This window comes from Planotetraspora thailandica (assembly GCF_016863335.1).
GTDB lineage: Bacteria > Actinomycetota > Actinomycetes > Streptosporangiales > Streptosporangiaceae > Planotetraspora > Planotetraspora thailandica.
This window is the reverse complement of the sequence record NZ_BOOR01000133.1, coordinates 1-630: the sequence shown is the minus strand read 5'-3', so window position 1 is coordinate 630 and position 630 is coordinate 1. Positions and strand designations below refer to the sequence as shown.

At 67.3% G+C, this 630-nt stretch carries 1 protein-coding gene; it reads right to left on the bottom strand.

Features of this window, described 5'->3' with window-relative positions; genetic code table 11:
• Positions 1–630 (bottom strand): sensor histidine kinase (locus Pth03_RS41185; RefSeq protein WP_203949959.1); only part of this gene is annotated, 630 nt, incomplete at both ends.

Genomic DNA, 630 nt, shown 5'->3' with positions numbered 1-630 from the left:
TGCCCCCGGCGTCTTTGTTGCGGGCGGCGTCCAGGCGGGCGAACCGCTGGAATACCAGCTCGCGCTTGTCCGGCTCGATGCCCGGCCCGTCGTCGATCACCTCCAGTACCGCGACGCCGTACGGGAAACCCGGGTCGTGGGGCTCGGCGTGCTGCACGGTGACCGTGATCGTGCTTTCGGCGTGCCGGTCGGCGTTGTCGATGAGGTTGGTGAGCAGGCGGCCCAGGCGCTGCCGGTCGCCCAGCACGACCACATCCGGTTCGAGACGGCAACGGAGCCTCTTGGTTGTGTGGTGGTGCATCCGGCACTCCTTGCTCGCCAGTTCGGCCAGGTTGACCGGGTCGTTCTTGGCGGGCGTGCCGGCGTCCATTTTGGCGATGGTCAGCAGGTCGGACACGATCGCCTCAAGCCGGTCCAAGCTTGAGAGAACGGCGCGCCCCGTCCTGTTCATGGTGTCCTCTGGGGACGCCAACATCGCATCCTCGACCTCCGCGCGCATCGCGGCGATGGGAGTGCGCAGGTCGTGCGAGGCGTCCGCGGCGAATTGGCGCTGCCGCTCCATCGCTCCTTGCAGGCGGGTCAGCGTGTGGTTGACGCTTTTGGCCAGATAGTGGATCTCGCACTTGCCAG